The 18,360-nt window shown below is 47.5% G+C and carries 15 protein-coding genes; 8 read left to right on the forward strand and 7 right to left on the reverse strand.

Annotation, left to right across the window (positions count from 1 at the left end):
• Positions 1-39: 39 nt before the first annotated feature.
• The 6 genes from atpE to C3V43_RS04330 all read left to right on the forward strand — a co-directional run bounded on the left by atpE (position 40) and on the right by C3V43_RS04330 (position 6,389).
• Positions 40-297 carry an ATP synthase F0 subunit C gene (gene atpE / locus C3V43_RS04305; protein ID WP_106068747.1) on the forward strand — a complete coding sequence of 86 codons (258 nt, stop codon included), beginning with the start codon at positions 40-42 and terminating at the stop codon, positions 295-297.
• Positions 298-336: 39 nt separating this feature from the next.
• Complete coding sequence (gene atpF / locus C3V43_RS04310) at positions 337-843, forward strand: F0F1 ATP synthase subunit B (protein WP_106068748.1); 507 nt, start codon at positions 337-339, stop codon at positions 841-843.
• Positions 844-855: 12 nt separating this feature from the next.
• Positions 856-1,416, forward strand: a complete 561-nt coding sequence (locus C3V43_RS04315; RefSeq protein ID WP_106068749.1) for a F0F1 ATP synthase subunit delta — start codon at positions 856-858, stop codon at positions 1,414-1,416.
• An 80-nt stretch (positions 1,417-1,496) separates the two neighbouring features.
• Positions 1,497-3,083, forward strand: coding sequence for a F0F1 ATP synthase subunit alpha (atpA, locus tag C3V43_RS04320; protein WP_106068750.1), 1,587 nt, complete (start codon positions 1,497-1,499; stop codon positions 3,081-3,083).
• 18 nt (positions 3,084-3,101) lie between these two features.
• Positions 3,102-3,995 carry a F0F1 ATP synthase subunit gamma gene (locus C3V43_RS04325; protein WP_106068751.1) on the forward strand — a complete coding sequence of 298 codons (894 nt, stop codon included), beginning with the start codon at positions 3,102-3,104 and terminating at the stop codon, positions 3,993-3,995.
• A 168-nt stretch (positions 3,996-4,163) separates the two neighbouring features.
• Entirely contained in the window at positions 4,164-6,389 is a 2,226-nt protein-coding gene (locus tag C3V43_RS04330; protein WP_106068752.1) for an AAA family ATPase, read from the forward strand.
• Between the two features lie 321 nt (positions 6,390-6,710).
• On the opposite strand, the gene rfbD is transcribed toward C3V43_RS04330, so the two are convergent.
• Together rfbD and C3V43_RS04340 are read right to left on the reverse strand one after the other, a co-directional pair.
• Positions 6,711-7,610 (reverse strand): dTDP-4-dehydrorhamnose reductase, encoded by a 900-nt coding sequence (gene rfbD, locus C3V43_RS04335; RefSeq protein WP_106068753.1) that lies wholly within the window; start codon positions 7,608-7,610, stop codon positions 6,711-6,713.
• 25 nt (positions 7,611-7,635) lie between these two features.
• Entirely contained in the window at positions 7,636-8,184 is a 549-nt protein-coding gene (locus C3V43_RS04340) for an occludin (RefSeq protein ID WP_106070458.1), read from the reverse strand.
• Between the two features lie 725 nt (positions 8,185-8,909).
• On the opposite strand from C3V43_RS04340, the gene C3V43_RS04345 reads away from it, so the two are divergent.
• On the forward strand, positions 8,910-11,312 hold the full coding sequence (locus C3V43_RS04345; protein WP_106070459.1) for an outer membrane beta-barrel family protein: 2,403 nt from the start codon (positions 8,910-8,912) through the stop codon (positions 11,310-11,312).
• Between the two features lie 89 nt (positions 11,313-11,401).
• Here C3V43_RS04345 and glyA read toward each other — a convergent pair whose 3' ends face one another.
• The 5 genes from glyA to pyrB form a co-directional block, all read right to left on the reverse strand.
• A complete protein-coding gene (gene glyA / locus C3V43_RS04350; protein WP_106068754.1) occupies positions 11,402-12,682 on the reverse strand; it encodes a serine hydroxymethyltransferase in 1,281 nt (426 codons plus the stop codon).
• 103 nt (positions 12,683-12,785) lie between these two features.
• A complete protein-coding gene (locus tag C3V43_RS04355; protein ID WP_106068755.1) occupies positions 12,786-13,559 on the reverse strand; it encodes a porin family protein in 774 nt (257 codons plus the stop codon).
• A gap of 30 nt (positions 13,560-13,589) precedes the next feature.
• Complete coding sequence (locus C3V43_RS04360) at positions 13,590-14,162, reverse strand: flavin reductase family protein (protein ID WP_106068756.1); 573 nt, start codon at positions 14,160-14,162, stop codon at positions 13,590-13,592.
• A gap of 8 nt (positions 14,163-14,170) precedes the next feature.
• Positions 14,171-14,635 carry an aspartate carbamoyltransferase regulatory subunit gene (gene pyrI, locus C3V43_RS04365; protein ID WP_106068757.1) on the reverse strand — a complete coding sequence of 155 codons (465 nt, stop codon included), beginning with the start codon at positions 14,633-14,635 and terminating at the stop codon, positions 14,171-14,173.
• A 34-nt stretch (positions 14,636-14,669) separates the two neighbouring features.
• Complete coding sequence (gene pyrB, locus C3V43_RS04370) at positions 14,670-15,608, reverse strand: aspartate carbamoyltransferase (protein ID WP_106070460.1); 939 nt, start codon at positions 15,606-15,608, stop codon at positions 14,670-14,672.
• Positions 15,609-16,026: 418 nt separating this feature from the next.
• Between pyrB and C3V43_RS04375 the strand changes: the two genes are divergently transcribed.
• The gene (locus C3V43_RS04375; RefSeq protein WP_106068758.1) at positions 16,027-18,357 is read left to right on the forward strand and encodes a transglycosylase domain-containing protein; all 2,331 of its coding nucleotides are present in this window, start codon (positions 16,027-16,029) and stop codon (positions 18,355-18,357) included.
• The last annotated feature ends 3 nt before the right edge of the window (positions 18,358-18,360 follow it).

Consider the following 18,360-nt stretch of genomic DNA (forward strand, 5'->3'; position numbering starts at 1 on the left):
AGTATATAGGATTAATAAACATTTTAAAAATTGAAAGTTATGTTACTATCAGTATTATTGCAAGCTGCTGCGGCAGGTGTGGGAATTAGTAAGGTAGGTGCGGCATTAGGTGCCAGTATTGCCGTGATAGGTGCCGGATTTGGTATTGGCAAGATCGGTCATTCTGCCATGGAGGCCATTGCCCGACAGCCCGAAGCTTCCAAAGATATTCGTATGAATATGATTATTGCCGCAGCTTTGATTGAAGGTGTCGCTTTGTTGGCAGTGGTTGTATGTCTGTTGGTGTTTTTCTTATAATGTATAATCGGACAATAGTCTAAAGCATAAAAAAAGATTATGTCATTGTTATTACCGGATAGTGGTTTGCTGTTTTGGATGTTCCTTTCGTTCGGGGTGGTGTTTGTCGTGCTTGCCAAATACGGTTTTCCCATCATTACCAATATGGTGGAAGAGCGTAAAGCCTACATAGACCACTCTTTGGAAATGGCCCGCGAGGCAAATGTTCGGCTTGCCGAACTGAAAGCGGAGAGCGAAGCCTTGGTTGCCGCTGCCAACAAAGAACAGGGACGCATCTTGCGGGAGGCCATGCATGAGCGCGATAAGATTATTGTCGAGGCGCACAAGCAGGCGGAAGTTGTTGCCCAAAAAGAGCTGGACGAGGCGAAAAGGCAAATACGCCAAGAGAAGGAAGAGGCTATTCTTGATATCCGCCGTCAAGTAGCCGTTATGTCAGTAGACATTGCTGAGAAAATTCTTCGGAAAAACCTGAATGAAAGGGATGAGCAGATGGGGCTGATTGACCGGATGTTGAACGAAGTGCTGGCGGCAAGCAAGAACAATTAAAGTGGCTGAAAAATGGATATAGGAATCATTTCGATGCGCTATGCAAAAGCATTGATGGAATATGCCAAGGGCACGGGTACGGAAGATACCTTATACGAGAGATTCCGCATGCTCGACCGTAGTTTCAGAAAGCACCCCGATCTACGTGTGGCGTTGGATAATCCTATGCTGACAATACGCGAAAAGTTTGCGCTTATCTGTATTGCTGCTTCGGGCGATGCTCCTGCAGAAAGAGAGTTTACGCGTTTCATCACTTTGGTGCTGAAGAACCGGCGTGAAAACTTCCTCCAGTATATTTGTCTTAGCTTTCTGAACTTGTATCGGAAAGACAAGCACATCGGTGTAGGAAGGTTGATTACAGCCGTGCCGGTTAGCCGGGCTGTATGGGAACGCATTCATGACAGTGCTTCTTCCTTGCTGCATGCCAGCATGGAGTTGCATACGGAAGTGGATCCTTCCATTGAAGGCGGTTTTATTTTCGACATCAACGATTTTCGTCTCGATGCCTGCATTGCCACCCAGCTCAAAAAGGTGAAGCAGCAATTTATTGACAAAAACAGAAGAATAGTATAATAACGGTTAGCGATGAGTGGTCAGTGCATAGTAATGCTGTTTGGTGAGTACTCATTGCTAATCAATTAAAGACAGAAAACATGGTTTCTGAAAATATAAAAGCAAGCGAAGTATCCGATATTCTTCGACGTCAGCTCGAAGGTATCGACACCCGCGTGCAACTGGACGAGATTGGCACAGTGTTGCAAGTCAGTGACGGTGTGGCGCGTATCTACGGCCTACGCAATGCCGAAGCAAACGAGTTGCTTGAGTTTGATAACGGCGTCAAAGCCATTGTAATGAACCTTGAGGAAGATAATGTAGGCGCTGTATTGCTTGGCCCTACGGACAAGATAAAAGAAGGTTTCGTCGTGAAGCGTACCAAGCGCATTGCTTCCATCATGGTAGGAGAGAGTATGCTGGGGCGTGTGATAGACCCATTGGGAGCACCACTCGACGGTAAGGGGGCAGTAGGAGGAGAACTCTGTGAAATGCCGTTGGAGCGTAAAGCGCCGGGAGTCATCTTCCGTCAGCCGGTAAATCGGCCGTTGCAGACGGGGTTGAAGGCGGTAGACGCCATGATACCCATAGGGCGCGGACAGCGAGAGTTGATTATTGGCGACCGTCAAACCGGTAAAACGGCGATTGCCATCGACACCATCATCAATCAGCGTGCCAATTTTGAGGCAGGCGACCCGGTTTATTGCATCTATGTAGCCATTGGTCAGAAAGGTTCTACGGTGGCTTCTATTGTAAACACATTGCGCCAATACGGTGCCATGGACTATACCATTGTAGTGGCTGCTACGGCGGGCGACCCGGCTGCGTTACAGTATTATGCTCCTTTTGCGGGTGCTGCCATAGGCGAATATTTTCGTGATACGGGACGCCATGCGTTGGTGGTATACGACGACTTGTCCAAACAGGCCGTCGCCTATCGCGAGGTGTCTCTGATTCTGCGCCGTCCGTCAGGGCGCGAGGCTTATCCGGGCGATATTTTCTATCTGCACTCTCGTTTGCTGGAACGTGCTGCAAAGATTATCAGTCAGGAAGAAGTGGCTCGTGAAATGAACGACCTGCCCGACAGTCTGAGAGGTAAGGTAAAAGGCGGCGGCTCGCTGACCGCATTACCCATCATCGAGACTCAGGCCGGAGATGTTTCTGCCTATATTCCTACAAATGTGATTTCCATTACCGACGGACAGATATTCCTCGACTCGAATCTTTTTAATCAGGGTAACCGTCCGGCCATCGACGTCGGCATTTCGGTGAGTCGTGTAGGAGGTAACGCGCAGATAAAGGCGATGAAGAAAGTGGCCGGTACGCTGAAGATTGATCAGGCGCAATACCGTGAATTGGAAGCGTTTACCAAATTTAGCGGTGACATGGATCCTGTGACTGCATTGACCATTGACAAAGGGCAGAAGAACAAGCGTCTGCTGGTGCAACCTCAGTATGCTCCCATGCCCGTAGAGAAGCAGGTGGCCGTTCTTTATTGTGGCACACACGGTTTGCTGAAGAACGTTCCTTTGGATAAAGTTAGCGATTTTGAACGTGCTTTTCTCGAATCGCTTGAGATGAACTATCGTGCGGAGGTGCTTGATGTCTTGAAAACCGGTGCCATCAACGATGATATCTGCCAGAAGATGGAAGAAACGGCCGAGATGGTTGCAAGGCAATTTATGTAATGAAATCGTAAGACAGATATGGCTTCACTGAAAGAGGTAAAAAACAGAATAAGTTCCGTCAAGAGTACACGCCAGATAACATCGGCGATGAAGATGGTGGCTTCCGCCAAATTGCACAAAGCGCAAGGACGGATTGAGAATATGCTGCCTTATCAACGGAAGCTGAATGAGATTCTAACCAACTTCCTGCGTACGGACGCTTCGTTTGAGTCGCCTTATACGGAGAAGAGGACCGTGGAACGGGTAGCAATTGTCGTGTTCTCGTCCAATACTTCTTTGTGCGGCTCTTTCAATTCGAATGTGGTGAAGATGCTGGAACGGATGTTGGAAAGTTATCAGTCGCTGGGAAGAGAAAACATACTGATATATCCCGTAGGGAAAAAAATAGAAGAGGCTGTCAAGAAGATGGGATACGAGCCGCAAGGCAGTTACCGGTCAATGGCCGACAAGCCTTCGTATACAGAGGCTTATGAATTGGCGGGAAAGCTGATGCAGGAGTTTGTGAGAAGAAACATCGATCATGTGGAGCTGATTTACCACCACTTCAAGTCGATGGGAACGCAAGAATTGCTTTGCGAGAATTATCTGCCCATCGATCTTAGCCGAGTGGCGGAAGAAGCAAAGCTCGATACTGCTGCCGAGAATATCCGTAGCTTCAATAATGACTATATCGTAGAACCTTCCGTTGACGGGCTGATTGCCGAGCTTCTACCCAAAGTGTTGAGCCAGAAGTTATTTACGGTGCTTCTCGACTCCAACACCTCCGAGCATGCCGCCCGTATGCTTGCCATGCAGGCAGCAACGGATAATGCCAATGATTTGATTCAGGATTTAACAAAACAGTACAACAAAAGCCGTCAGCAAGCCATAACCAATGAACTACTCGACATTGTTGGCGGCAGCTTGAAGTAGTGGATTATCGGCTTTTACGGAGAGGCGCCCGGAAACAAAAGCGGCAATGAAAGACAAGGATAATGAAATAATCTTTATCTTTGCCCTATTGTGAAAGCATAACAATAGATGAAATCCGCCGATATCGATAACGAGAAGGAGCGGATTTGTTGAAAAAAGAGCATTTCAATGGAGCAAAATTCAGAATTGGCGCTTGCATGGCAATTAATAGAAAGTACCGGTACTCACCTTTTCCTGACCGGTAAGGCCGGTACCGGTAAAACCACTTTTCTGAGAAAACTGAAGTCCGAAAGTCCGAAACGGATGATTGTATTGGCCCCAACGGGGATTGCCGCAATCAATGCCGGCGGGATGACGATTCATTCTTTCTTCCAGATACCTTTCGCCCCTTATGTTCCTGAGAGTTCGTTCAGTGCGGATGGCAAAGTCACATACCGTTTTCGCTACGGTAAAGAGAAGATAAACATAATCCGCAGCATCGATTTGCTGGTGATTGACGAAATCAGCATGGTGCGTGCCGACTTACTCGACTCGGTGGATGCGGTGTTGAGACGCTTCCGCGACAGGAGCAAACCTTTCGGAGGAGTGCAACTGTTGATGATTGGCGACCTTCGGCAACTTTCTCCCGTTGTAAAGGAAGAAGAGTGGCAGATGCTGAGCAAATATTACGATACCCCTTACTTCTTTTCCAGCCAAGCTCTGAAGCAGACGGAATATTGTGCCATTGAGTTACGGAAAGTATATCGGCAGAATGACGAAGCATTTCTTGAACTGCTGAACCGCATCCGCGAGAACCGTTGCGACAGTCAGGTGCTGGAAGCCTTGAATCGTCGCTATATGCCCGGATTCGAACCTAAGAAGGAGGATGGATATATCCGTTTAGTCACTCATAACTATCAGGCTCAACGAATCAACGACCATGAATTGGCGCAACTTCCGGGACGCTCTTATGCTTTTCGGGCCAAGATTGAGGGGAAGTTTCCCGATTATTCGTATCCCACGGACGAGGTACTGGAGTTGAAACGCGGTGCGCAGGTGATGTTCGTAAAGAACGATACTTCCGGCGAGCACCGCTATTATAATGGCATGATTGGAGAGGTGACGGCTGTTTCGGCAGGTGGAATAGAGGTGCGCAGTAAGGAAAACGACGTGCCTTTCGCTCTTCAGGAAGAGGAGTGGACAAATGCCAGATATGTGTTGGATGAGGAAACCAAAGAAATTACCGAAGCCATTGAAGGTACTTTCCGGCAATATCCGTTGAAGTTGGCTTGGGCAATTACCATCCATAAGAGTCAGGGACTGACATTTGAACGTGCGCTGATTGATGCCAGCGCATCGTTTGCGCATGGGCAGACGTATGTGGCTTTGAGCCGTTGTAAAACTCTGGAAGGGGTGGTGCTCAGTGCACCGCTTTCGGCAAAAGCCATCATCAGTGACAATGCGGTAAATGCCTTTACAACGGAAGCGCGCCTGAACGAACCGGACGAGAAGCGCTTCAACTCTTTGCGGCAGGCTTATTTTGAGAACTTATTGTCGGGATTATTCGATTTTCAGTCTTTGGAACAAGCCTTGCGCAGATATGTGCGTTTGATAGACGAGCATTTGTATAAGCTTTTCCCAAAACAGTTGGCCGCCTGCAAAGAGGAAGTGGAGCGTTTTCACGAAAAGGTGACGAAGGTGGCCGCACGGTTCGGCCTCCAATATACCCGTCTAATTGCTGCTGCGGAAGATTATGCCACAGACAAGGTGCTGCACGAACGAATACACGCTGCTGCCGTTTATTTTTTGGAACAGTTGCAACCTTTGGATGTGCTGCTGGTGAACGGTGTGGTGTCTGACAATAAGGAATTGAAAAAAAAGCTCCGGAATGCGTTGGAAGAATTGGAAGATATGTATGATTTGAAGTCCGACTTGCTGCAACACATTCTGACACACGGATTCAAAATTACGGACTACCTGAAGCAGAAAGCACTTCTTACCCTTGACGATTCGGCCTCACAAAAGAAGAAACTTCGTGGAAAGGAAGTTGCAAAGAGAGGAGAAGCGTCGTTAGAAAGCAGAGAACATCAGTTTGAGAATGGCGGAGAAAGAAAACGGGAACGGAAGCGTGAGACTGCGGTTCTTGAAGTCCCTGCCGATGTGTTGCATCCGGTGCTTTACAATCGCTTGGTGGCGTGGCGCAATGCCGAAGCTTCACAACTGGGGCTACCGGTATATACAGTCATTCAGCAGAAGGCGATATTGGGAGTCAGTAATTTGCTTCCTTCGGATAAGGCCATGTTGATGCGTATTCCGTATTTCGGTAAGAAAAGCGTGGAGAAGTACGGAGATATTATTTTGCAGATGGTGCGCACTTATCAGAAAGAAAAAGGATTGATAGAACCGGAATTGTAAGCTTCTGTCTACCTTGAGGTGTGGGTTTATCTCTCCTAAGGTGTGGGCATATCTCCTTTGAAGTGTGGGCATAGCAATGCTGAAGTGTGGGCATAGAACTGCTGAAGTGTGAGGTTAGAGTTGTTAAAGTGTGGGCTTAATTTTTCTTCGGTGTAAGCTTATGCTTCTAAACATGCAAGCTTCTGATTTATATTGATTTAGGAAAGAGGAGAGATTATCCCGCTGATTGTCTGGATACTTCTGAATTTCATTTCCATAAACGTGAAAATGCACTTGTACAACTATTGAGGTAATACTTGTACAAGTGTGAAATATAGATTCTTACATTCTGAACATCAGCTTTATTCCTTCGTCCAATGTATGTGGCCGATAGTCCAGCTCTTTGCGGGCTTTTTCTATGCTCAGCCCGCTGAAGTGTGGGCGGGGTGTCTTTTCTCCCATTTCCGAAGTGGTGACGGGACGAATCAGCGAGCGGTCCAACCCCAAAACATCGGCTACTCGGTAAGCTATATCGGCTATGGTCAGGCACTCACTTCCACAAATATGGTAGATGCCGTTGTGCGGATGATGTATCAGTTTTTCTACTCCCTGCACAATATCTTCAACATAAGTCGGGGTGCGCCACTGGTCGGAAACGACGCGTATTTCTTCATTGCTTCTCAGTCGGTCGGCCACTAATTGGAGTACATTTCCATGTTGTCCGGGCAAGGCAGAACCATATACCACCACCACACGCACAATGGCATAATTCCGGCAAATGGCGGCTATGCGTTTCTCGCCCTCCAACTTGGTGCGGCCGTAGTAGTTTACGGGAGCAGGGACATCTTCTTCCGTATAGGGACGGTCTGCTCGGCCACTGAATACGAAATCTGTGGAGAGATGGATAAGACGACTGCCGTGTATCTCGCAGCAGTTTGCCAGATGCTCTGTGGCGGTAATGTTGATGGCGTCGGCTTCTTCATGATGCGTCTCACAATAGTCGGGTACGGAGAGGGCGGAGGTATTGATGACGATTTCGGGTTGTAGGTCCTGAAAAAGTTGTTTCACGGCTTCGGGGTCTCGTATGTCGATACGGACATAGCGATAGTTCCCCGAATGAGGGCAGATGTCATCATGCAGGGAGCAGCCCGTTATCTGATAGGATGTGCGGCGCGAGAAATCATTGAGGATGTGTCTGCCGGTAAAACCGTTCGCACCTATAACCAATATCTTCTTTTTCATAAATCAGTGGTATATATAATGCTTATCAGGGGTATGGCATTTTTCTTCCTTGTTGCACTTCGATGCGTATGCCAAACGCTCCGTTGGCCGATTTCAACTCGAACGCACCTTTGAAGTTGTTTCTTTCCCACGGAAGAGCGGAAGGATTATATACTTTCCGGCCATCTTTATCGTATTCTCCATAAGTATTGATACGCATGCCGTTTTTCAAGACGAAGCTTCCCATCTGTAAATTATCGGTAGGAGAACCGAAACCGGTCAGTCCGAAAGGGTTTGGCCCGAAATAGCGGGAGTTGCTGAGGGAGAACAGGTTTGAAAGCCCTTGCGAGTAAGTCACGTCGGTATTCAGACGAAAGATTCGGCTGTAATCTTTGCTTGCATCCGGAATCTCCAGCGTAAACTTAGGCAGGGTGGGAGGAGATACATTCATCAGCCCCATGTCAAGCAGGAAGCCATCGTAGTTTTTTATATTCGGTGGAAGCTCCCTTATCGTATCGGTAGGTGTCTCGTTCTGTGCGCCGGCTGATGATATGCCGGCAAGCAACACAATGATGCAAAAGAATATTCGTCTCATCGATTCGTTCATTATTAAGTTTCCATCTGTCGTACATGCAGTTTGAAGAGACAACGTTGGTAGTGTCTGTACACACATGTAAATGCAGTCCGAACTGCTTGTAAGCATAGTATGAAAGCCCGATAAACGACAGATTGAACAAAGATAATTCTTTTCGGAAGCAATGGGAAAAAACTTTGTATTATTTCTATTTCTTTATATGAATGCGGTGAGGTGCTTGCAAAGATTTGCTTTCTCCTTGTTGTCAGGCATTGGACTCTCTCATGACAAACACTTGTGTCTGTCCGCTAAAAAAGTTCCGATGTCTGCAGAAAAACTTTGCGATGTCTGCAGAAAAACTTTGCGAATACGGGAAGTATTCTATATCTCAGCACTTGCGATGTGTATCTCAGCGCCTGCGATATGTATCTCAGCGCCTGCGATATGTATCTCAGCACTTGCGATGTGTATCTCAGGGCTTGCGATAGAGTTTTTTTTCCTGATAAAGAGAACTTTTTCTGCAGACATCGCAAAGTTTTTCTGCAGACATCGGAAACTTTTTTAGCGGTATGTCAATAACCGGCCGTATAACAGGAAAGCTGATAGCTGTACGTCTTTGTTTCAAGCATTCTCGCCGAATCGGCGTTAATTATTGGTAAAAGGGGGGATGGATTACTGATCCTCTTTCTTGCATCTCGTACCTTTGCATCTCATTAATCAAAATCGTAAAATACATGATGAGGCCCATGAAACGGAGTGGAAGGATGCTCTTCACTTTTATTTTTGTTTTGCAAAGCATAGTTGCATCGGCTCAATACCGAATACAAGGCATAGTGACCGATTCCATCGGCATTCCGATAGATGCGGCGGTGGTGGTGCTGATGAATCCCGAAACCGGTGTTTCCATTCGGCAGGGCATCACTTTCTCCGATGGAAAGTATAGCATGGATGTGGCGGGGGATATACAAATCTATGTAAGTTGCCTCGGCTATAAGCAATATTTGAGCGATCCGTTCAAAGTGGGTAATGATACTGTAATCTCCGATATCCGGTTGCGCTCAGAGAGTTTTCTGCTGGATGATGTGGTAGTCATCGGCGAGAAGCAATCTCCGTCGATAAAGATAGAGAGCGGGAAAATGATTTTCACGCCCAAAAACAGCAGCATCACGGCCGGAAGTTCCGCCCTTGAAGTACTGAAGAAAACACCGGGCATCTTCGTCGATGGAGAAAACAACATCAGCATCGGAGGTAAGAACAGTGTATTGGTCATACTCAACGGAAAGCAGACGTACATGCAGAAGGACGAGCTGGTTGCTCTGCTGAGGGCCACTCCATCGTCCTCGGTGGCTTCGGTAGAGGTCATCCACAATCCTTCGGCCCGATATGATGCGGAAGGCTCAGGCGGCATCATCAACATCAATATGAAGAAAAGCAAGATGGAAGGCTTTTTCTTTTCGCTCAACAACGGGGTTTCTTATTGGAATCACCCGAGAGAAAATACAGAACTCTCTTTCAGCTATACGAAAGGAAAATTCAGCCTGTCGGGCAACTACAATCATGCTTTCGGACATTTCGATATGGACTACGGTCTGCATCGTCGTCAGAACGGGAAAGACTATTACAGCCCTACGCAGGACACGGACAAACGCAAGACCGTGTCCGGAAACCTGCAAATAGAGTATGCGCTGAGCGGGAAGCAAACCATCGGAGGACGCATAGATGCCAATACACTGTTCGGGCCGGGAATCACTAATACCGTGACGGAAATAAGGGATATGGAAAGCATGAAGCTGGAGCGGATTCTTTATGCCCAAAATGATTATTATATGCAGAAGGGAAACCGATATGGAGGAAACCTTTATTATATGTCAACGCCCGAAGAGGGTGTCAGCTACACGCTGGACATCAACTACGCATGGTTTGATGGCGGTTCCGGCAACCGGCAGCCTAACAAATACCTCGCACCCGACGGGAAAGTACTGGAGGATAATCTTTACAAGTCGGTAAATAGCAGGAATATCCATATCTATGCCTTGTCTTATGATCAGCAGCATCCTTTATGGAACGGTGAGCTGAAGTCCGGGATGAAATATTCGTCGGTCCGTGCAGACAATGGTTATTGGTTCTATAACGTGGTGAACGAGAAGGAAATAATAGACCGTACCCAGTCCAACGCCTTCGGGTATAGAGAGCAAATACTGGCTGCTTATATGCTTTATTCTCGCGCCATAGGCGGCAAACTAAAACTGGAGGCGGGGGTGCGCGGCGAATATACCTTCTCCGACGGAACCTTGCATTCCGTAGACGGGAGGAGCGACGAGAAGAACAGACGTAACTATTTTAACCTGTTCCCGACCTTTGATTTGAATTATCGGCTCAATGATAATCATGTACTGACATTGAGCTATGCTAACAGGATAGACCGTCCGGCTTATCAGGATTTGAATCCTTTTGAGTATCTTCTCGACGAATTGACCTCATGGAAAGGAAATCCTTTCCTCATTCCACAGAAAATGCATCAGTTGTCTCTCTCTTACTCTCACAAACGGACGGCACTGACTGTCTCTTATTCGTACATGAAAGATTATAAGACGCAAATCACCGATACAGTTTCCGTCAGCAAGATGATTATGACGTCGCGCAACATCGGGAAGCAGCAGAGGCTCTCGCTGACCTTGTTTCAGGGTCTTGATATGACGCGATGGTGGGAGATGAACCTGAACCTGATAGGGTATTACATTAAAAACGACATCGCTTTCGACCGCTACCGGACATTCGATTTGGACGACTTTGCCGGTATTTTCTCCATTCAGAATACGATACGCCTTCCGTGGCTGATTCAAATGGAGCTGAACGGCTCGTATGCGACCAGACATTTGGGGACTTCCAATGAACACATAGAATCTTCGGGCTGTGTCGATGTCGGTTTCAGTAAAAGCTTTGACGATAAAAGGTGGACGGTCAGTCTGGCTGTGAGCGACATTTTTCGAACCAGCCGATGGGATAATTACCGCTCATTCACCGGTTTTCAATTGTGGAATTGGGGAAAGAGCGAATCAAGGCAGATAAAGCTGAATGTAGCTTACAGATTCGGAAAGAAGAAGGATGTTTCGCACAATAGCAAGTTTGAGGAAGTAGATAGATTGTAGCCATATCTTCATGTATAAAATAATCAAAGGCTGCATGATTGCAGCCTTTGATTATTTTGATGTATGCTGAGCTAAGCAGCCGTTTCCTATTAATATGCAAACAGTGGATACTCTTTCATTTTCTTGTTTACACGTGTGCGAACGTCTGCGATGACTTGTTCGTTGTCTACGTTGGAAAGAACGGTTTCAATCATTTCTGCAATTTCAAGCATCAGGTCTTCCTTAGCGCCACGGGTTGTGATGGCGGGAGTGCCCAAACGGATGCCGGAGGTCTGGAAAGCCGAACGGCTGTCGAATGGAACCATGTTCTTATTTACGGTGATGTCGGCAGATACCAAGGCCTTTTCTGCAACTTTACCGGTCAGGTCGGGATATTTGCTGCGCAGGTCTACCAGCATGGAGTGATTATCCGTACCGCCTGAAACGATTGTGAAGCCACGGGCTATCAATGCCTGTGCCAATGCGGCGGCATTCTTTTTCACTTGCTTGGCATACTCTTTCCATTCCGGTTGCAGAATTTCGCCGAAAGCCACAGCCTTTGCTGCGATGACGTGCTCCAACGGACCGCCCTGAATGCCCGGGAATACGGCCGAATCAAGCAATTGCGACATCATCTTGATTTCTCCTTTCGGAGTTGTTTTGCCCCATGGGTTGGGGAAGTCCTTACCCATCATGATGACACCGCCTCGAGGACCGCGCAAAGTCTTGTGGGTGGTGGAGGTAACGATGTGGGCATACTTCACCGGATTATCCAGTTCGCCGGCAGCAATCAGTCCGGCAGGATGAGCCATGTCAATCAGCAGGATGGCGCCAACCTTGTCGGCAATTTCGCGCATGCGCTTGTAGTCCCATTCGCGTGAATAAGCAGATCCGCCGCCAATAATCATTTTCGGTTTCTCGCGCAGGGCAATTTCTTCCATTTGGTCATAGTCCACGCGTCCGGTCTCCTGATTCAGATTGTATTCGCAGGGAGTGTAGATGATGCCGGAAGTGTTGACCAACGAACCGTGAGAGAGGTGTCCGCCGTGGGCAAGGTTTAATCCCATGAATTTATCGCCCGGATTCAGTACGGTGAGGAATACGGCAGCATTGGCTTGTGCACCGGAGTGGGGCTGTACGTTTGCCCATTCTGCTCCGAAGATTTGTTTTAGTCGGTCGATGGCTATCTGTTCGCTTTGGTCTACTACTTCGCAACCGCCGTAGTAACGCTTGCCGGGATAACCTTCGGCATACTTGTTGGTCAGACAGGATCCCATGGCCTGCATAACTTGATCACTGACAAAATTCTCTGATGCAATCAGTTCAATGCCTTTGAGCTGACGTTGATGTTCTTTTTCGATGATGTCGAAAATTAAATCGTCTCTTTTCATTACTGCTTATTAGATAAGTTGATAAATCGGTGCTTTTCTCTTGTAGAGCACAAATTTAAAGGAAATAAATGAATAAACGGAAAGATGGTACAGAAAATTATGCTTAGAAAAGTACTCCGAAAGAAAAACTGAGCACGTTGTCCCGGCGTTTGAAACGTATTCTGTTTTTTGCGGTTTCATCCGTTGCTTTGTTTTCATTGGTCGGTATGTCGTAAGTGACGCGTTTGGAGATATTGTGCAGCCCGATATCGTAACGGAAATCGAAAAATATACGCGAGATGGTGACCGATACGCCCGTCGTAAAGCTAATGTTGAAAGGGTGTAGTTGCTCACGGATGTTTTTCTGATTGAATCCGTCAAACGTTATATCGCTTTTTTTATTCCAGATATATCGTATTTTAGGTCCTCCGAAGACGGCAAGGCGGTAAGGGCCTTCTTTGATAATGTTATAGCCATAGATGACAGGGAAGTCTATGCTGTGGATGGATGATGTAATAGAGGCCTCCACCGACGGGGGCGTTGTAGTGGCAACGGCCGGCAAAGGACGTTCGAAAGTAATGTTGCAACGATTGATATTGTATGAAATTTCGGGCTGAAGGAAGTGCCTATTGAAGTTTATCCGCATGAAAAGAGAACCGAAATAGCCTATTTTATAGTTGTTCTGTACTTCTTCAACGGGCACTCCGTCGACATTGAAGCTGGAGATGAGGAATAAAGAAGAAGTAAATCCGCCTTTAACGCCGAAATTTACCAGACGGTCTTTTCTTTGGATGGGTTGTTCATCATCAACTGTACCCGGCACCATAGGGGTCTGTGCCCACATTGCTGCGGAAAGAATCGCTGAGTATAAACAGATAAAGGTTCTTTTCAATTTCATGCCTGTCTTAAATATTTCATCGGTCGTTCGCTACTTGTTTCCTTTCTTTTCTACCGACCATCCGAATTTGCCTATCTTTTCGCCCAACTCATAATATCCGCCATGCACGTAGACCAACGGATTGGTTTCGGCCAATTCGAGCTTGCCGGTTTGTGGATTAAGGTTGCTTGTTTCGGCGCGGACGTTCACTACCTCGGCGATGAACATGTCATGCGAGCCGAGAGATATGATTTCCTTTACCCTGCACTCTATGCAGAGCGGAGACTCTTCGATGAGGGGAGCGCTGACCACGGTACTCTTTCCCGGCGTCAGACCCATTTCTTTAAATTTGTCATGGTTTCTGCCTGAGCGTACACCGCACCAATCAGTGGCATGTGCCATCTCTTTCGTGGTCAGGTTGATGACAAATTCCATGTTGCGTTTGATGATGTCGTAGGAGTATCGTTCGGGACGCACGGAAATGTAGCACATGGGCGGATTCGTGCAAATCGTCCCCGTCCATGCTACGGTCAATATATTATATTCTTCCGGAGTGCTTCCGCAACTCACCAGTACGGCGGGTAGCGGATAAATCATTGTTCCGGGTTTCCAGTCTTCTTTCACTTTGCTGTTCAGATTATTTCGATGTCTTCGCGCGTTTGTTCTTTTTCGCAGTAATGACATCGGATGATACAATTCTCTTTGTCTACCACATGAAAGCGTGTGGGCATCGGCTCGTTGTTCGTGACGCATTTGGGGTTGGCGCATCTCACTATGCCACGCAGCTCGTCGGGCAGACTGACTTCCCGCTTTTCTACCACCTCATAATCGCGGATGATGTTCAGTTTCACATTCGGAGCCACCACGGCAATGCGGTTTATCTCTTCGTCGCAGAAAAACTTGCCGGCAATTTTGATGATGCCCTTTGTGCCCAGTTTCTTGCTTTTGAGGTTGAAACCGATGGTGATGTTATTGCTCATGTGTTCCAGTCCCAACAAGGAGACTACGGTGAACAGCTTTTCGGAAGGAATATGGTCGATAACGGTTCCGTTTTCCAGAGCGGCAACCTGCAACTCTTGTTTTTTTTCGTTTAGCATCTTTCTATCTACTGTTTTGACGATTTACGAATTATTATTTGGCGAAATCCTTGACTTGCTCCAACGTGATGCCCAGTACATCGCACAGGATGGCTTCGCGTGCATACAGTCCGTTTTGTGCCTGCTGAAAATAGTAGGCTTTGGGGTTGTCGTCCACATCGTAGGCTATTTCGTTGACACGGGGCAGGGGGTGTAGGATGCGCAGGTTTGGGCGGGTGTGCTCCAGCATTTTGTTGCGCAGGATATAGACATTCTTCACACGTTCATATTCCATCAGGTCGGTGAAGCGTTCGCGTTGGACGCGTGTCATGTACAGGATGTCGGCGTCGGCGATGGTTTCTTCCGTAAAATCGGTGTGTTCCACATATTTTATGTTGTGTTCCCGACAATAGATTTTGTATTCTTCGGGCATTCTCAGCTCTTCGGGAGCAATGAGATGGAACGTGGGATTGAAGTGGCGCATTGCCATTAACAGTGAGTGAACGGTGCGGCCGTATTTCAAATCCCCCACCAGAAAGATGTTCAGGTTTTCCAGCGTGCCTTGCGTCTTGTGGATGGAATAGAGGTCGAGCATGGTTTGCGAGGGATGTTGATTGGCACCGTCTCCGGCATTGACTATGGGCACGGCAGTGACTTCGCTGGCATAGCGCGCGGCACCTTCGAGATGGTGGCGCATCACAATGATGTCGGCATAGTTGCTCACCATTTTGATGGTGTCTTTCAGTGTTTCGCCTTTGGATGAACTGGTGGCTTTGGGGTCGGAAAAGCCGATAACACGTGCTCCGAGACGGTTTGCCGCCGTCTCAAAACTCAGGCGGGTGCGGGTGGAAGGCTCGAAAAATAGGGTGGCTACTACTTTCCCTTCCAGTAGACGCCGGTTGGGATGGGCCTCAAACTCTTTCGCCATTTCGAGCATGTAGAGGATTTTTTCCTTACTGTGTTCGGCAATGGTGACTAAACTTCTGTTTTCCATATCGTTGATATTCATTTATATTTTTCGAGAGTGTAAAGTTAAGTAAAATCTGCGTGCTGTGGAAATATGTAGGGAAGTTTTTTAATGGAATTTCCAAGCCCACACCTCAGCGGGCATATGCCCACACTTGAGCGGATGTATGCCCACACTTGAGCAGGCGTATGCCCGCACTTCAGCAGATGTATGCCCACACTTTATGGGAGATATTCCCGCACTTCGGAAAAGGTAATCCCGCACTTCGGAAAAGACCGTGTTAAACCTCTGTAAACACAGCCTCTCATTTTGACAAGTGTAATGCTATGCTTCTGCAAGTGTTCGGAAACCTGTTTATCCGAAAAAGATAAGCGAAAACATGGGTGTATCCAATATATTTTCCTACCTTTGCCCTATTATTTAACTTTGATTTTAAGAACTCAACATGATAAAGAAAGTAGTCAAAATCCTATGGATTTTCATTGCACTGACAGCTCTTGTATGCGTATTGATATTCTTTTCCATAGCAAAAGGTTGGATAGGCTATATGCCGCCGGTTGAAGATTTGGAGAATCCTAACTATAAGTTTGCCACAGAAGTCCTATCGGATGACGGGAAAGTGCTGGGTACATATTCATACAGTAAGGAGAACCGCGTATTTGTAGGGTATGCCGATTTGTCACCGCACATCATCAATGCCTTGATTGCCACGGAAGACGTGCGTTTTGCCGACCATTCGGGCATCGATGCCATCGCTTTGGTCCGTGCTTTGGTGAAGCGGGGAATACTGATGCAGAAAAATGCCGGCGGAGGAAGTACCATCACCCAGCAGTTGTCCAAACAACTCTACTCGCCCAGTGCGGGGAATATTATGGAACGCCTGTTTCAGAAACCCATAGAGTGGGTGATTGCCGTGAAGTTGGAGCGCTACTATACCAAAGAGGAAATACTGACAATGTATCTCAATAAATTCGATTTTCTGAACAATGCGGTAGGTGTCAAGACGGCCGCCTTTACCTATTTCGGGTGTGAGCCGAAAGACCTGAGGCCGGAGGAAGCTGCCACCTTGGTGGGCATGTGCAAGAATCCGTCGCTTTACAATCCCATTCGCTACAACGAACGTTCGCGCGGACGGCGCAATGTGGTGCTCGACCAGATGCGTAAAGCCGGATATATTACTCAGGCCGAATGCGATTCTTTGCAGACTTTGCCCTTGAAGTTGAAGTATAACCGGGTAGACCATAAGGAAGGACTTGCCACTTACTTTCGCGAATACCTGCGCGGAGTGCTCACTGCCAAGAAGCCGGACAAGAGCGACTATCGCGGATGGCAGATGCAGAAATTCTACGAAGACTCGTTGGATTGGGAGAATAATCCTCTGTATGGATGGTGCGAGAAGAACACCAAGAAAGACGGCTCGAAGTACAACCTATATACCGACGGACTGAAAATTTACACCACCATCGACTCGCGTATGCAGCAATATGCCGAAGAAGCCGTGACGGAGCACCTGAAAGAGTTGCAAGGTCATTTCTTCAAGGAGAAGAAAGGCGCTAAGAAAGCTCCCTACACTTTCCGGGTCACCCAACAGCAAGTAGACGAAATGCTGGGACGCGCCATGCGGCAGTCCGACCGCTATCGCATCATGAAGAAGAACGGGGCTTCCGAAGCCGAAATAAAGAAGGCTTTCAACACGCCCGAAGAAATGACGGTGTTCAGTTGGCAGGGAGGGAAAGATACCGTCATGACGCCGATGGACTCCATACGCTATTATAAATTCTTCCTTCGCGCCGGCTTTATGTCTATGGATCCGCGTAACGGATATGTGAAGGCATACGTAGGCGGCCCTAATTATCATTATTTTCAGTATGATATGGCAATGGTGGGGCGTCGTCAGGTAGGCTCTACCGTCAAACCTTTTCTCTATACGCTGGCCATGGAAAACGGGTTTTCTCCTTGCGATGAAGTGCGCCATGTGGAATACACGCTGCTTGACGAGAACGGGAGGGCATGGACACCGCGCAATACCAATAAAAAACGGTATGGCGAAATGGTGACGGTGAAGTGGGGGTTGGCAAACTCGGACAACTGGATTACGGCCTACCTGATGGGCAAGTTGAACCCATACAACCTGAAACGTCTGATACATACTTTCGGCGTGCGCAATCGCGATATCGTGCCTTCCGTCTCCTTGTGTCTCGGCCCGTGCGAAATCTCCGTAGGCGAAATGGTCAGTGCCTATACGGCATTTCCCAATAAAGGTATTCGGGTAGCCCCTTTGTTTGTTACTCGCATTGAAGATAATGAAGGCAATGTGCTGGCTACTTTTACTCCCGAAATGCAGGAGGTCATTAGTGCATCCAGTGCATACAAGATGCTGGTCATGCTGCGCTCCGTAATCAACGAAGGCACCGGAGGGCGTGTACGTCGCCTCGGTATAAAAGCAGATATGGGAGGCAAAACGGGAACTACCAATTACAATGCCGACGGTTGGTTCATGGGATTCACCCCCTCGCTCGTATCAGGTTGCTGGGTAGGCGGTGAGGATCGTGATATCCACTTCGACACCATGTTGCACGGGCAGGGAGCTTCGATGGCATTGCCTATCTGGAGCAAATACATGGTGAAAGTTTTGGGAGATAAATCCTTAGGTTACGATGAAAAGGAGACATTTCAGTTACCCGAAGGTTATGACCCGTGTAAAGACGATGGCAACCTGCATGAAGGAGGCAATCCGGAAGAACCGATAGAGGGGCTTGATGAATTATTTAATTAGCAG

The sequence above is a fragment of the Prevotella heparinolytica genome, assembly GCF_002998535.1.
GTDB lineage: Bacteria > Bacteroidota > Bacteroidia > Bacteroidales > Bacteroidaceae > Bacteroides > Bacteroides heparinolyticus.

What these genes read in the sequence shown, in the direction of transcription:
- pyrB (WP_106070460.1), bottom strand. Translation starts at nt 15,608, where the DNA reads ATGGAAAACAGAAGTTTAGTCACCATTGCCGAACACAGTAAGGAAAAA.
- pyrI (WP_106068757.1), bottom strand. Translation starts at nt 14,635, where the DNA reads ATGCTAAACGAAAAAAAACAAGAGTTGCAGGTTGCCGCTCTGGAAAAC.
- C3V43_RS04315 (WP_106068749.1), top strand. Translation starts at nt 856, where the DNA reads ATGGATATAGGAATCATTTCGATGCGCTATGCAAAAGCATTGATGGAA.
- rfbD (WP_106068753.1), bottom strand. Translation starts at nt 7,610, where the DNA reads ATGAAAAAGAAGATATTGGTTATAGGTGCGAACGGTTTTACCGGCAGA.
- C3V43_RS04375 (WP_106068758.1), top strand. Translation starts at nt 16,027, where the DNA reads ATGATAAAGAAAGTAGTCAAAATCCTATGGATTTTCATTGCACTGACA.
- C3V43_RS04325 (WP_106068751.1), top strand. Translation starts at nt 3,102, where the DNA reads ATGGCTTCACTGAAAGAGGTAAAAAACAGAATAAGTTCCGTCAAGAGT.
- C3V43_RS04345 (WP_106070459.1), top strand. Translation starts at nt 8,910, where the DNA reads ATGAAACGGAGTGGAAGGATGCTCTTCACTTTTATTTTTGTTTTGCAA.
- C3V43_RS04355 (WP_106068755.1), bottom strand. Translation starts at nt 13,559, where the DNA reads ATGAAATTGAAAAGAACCTTTATCTGTTTATACTCAGCGATTCTTTCC.
- C3V43_RS04330 (WP_106068752.1), top strand. Translation starts at nt 4,164, where the DNA reads ATGGAGCAAAATTCAGAATTGGCGCTTGCATGGCAATTAATAGAAAGT.
- atpF (WP_106068748.1), top strand. Translation starts at nt 337, where the DNA reads ATGTCATTGTTATTACCGGATAGTGGTTTGCTGTTTTGGATGTTCCTT.
- glyA (WP_106068754.1), bottom strand. Translation starts at nt 12,682, where the DNA reads ATGAAAAGAGACGATTTAATTTTCGACATCATCGAAAAAGAACATCAA.
- atpE (WP_106068747.1), top strand. Translation starts at nt 40, where the DNA reads ATGTTACTATCAGTATTATTGCAAGCTGCTGCGGCAGGTGTGGGAATT.
- C3V43_RS04340 (WP_106070458.1), bottom strand. Translation starts at nt 8,184, where the DNA reads ATGAGACGAATATTCTTTTGCATCATTGTGTTGCTTGCCGGCATATCA.
- atpA (WP_106068750.1), top strand. Translation starts at nt 1,497, where the DNA reads ATGGTTTCTGAAAATATAAAAGCAAGCGAAGTATCCGATATTCTTCGA.